At 54.2% G+C, this 236-nt stretch carries 1 pseudogene; it reads left to right on the plus strand.

The features are described 5' to 3' along the window. A pseudogene (locus HBA93_RS23570) lies at positions 1-236 on the plus strand (hybrid-cluster NAD(P)-dependent oxidoreductase); the annotation flags it as partial.

Below are 236 nucleotides of genomic sequence, written 5' to 3' on the forward strand. Positions count from 1 at the left end.
GCACAGTCTTTTGCTGCGGCCCTGAACCATTTATGCGGGCGGTGCGCGAAATGCTGGAAGCCAATGGCTTCAATATGGACAATTATCATCAGGAGAGCTTTCAGCCAGCCTCAGAAACACCGGCCATCCCTGTTCCTGCCGCTATGGATACGGCCGCAAGTGAAGCGGATACCGAAGCACCCGTTGTTATTTTCACGCTCTCCGGCATGGAAGTCCAATGCAGTCCGACAGATACG

The organism is Ochrobactrum sp. SFR4 (assembly GCF_019730395.1).
In the GTDB taxonomy this organism is placed as follows: domain Bacteria; phylum Pseudomonadota; class Alphaproteobacteria; order Rhizobiales; family Rhizobiaceae; genus Pseudochrobactrum.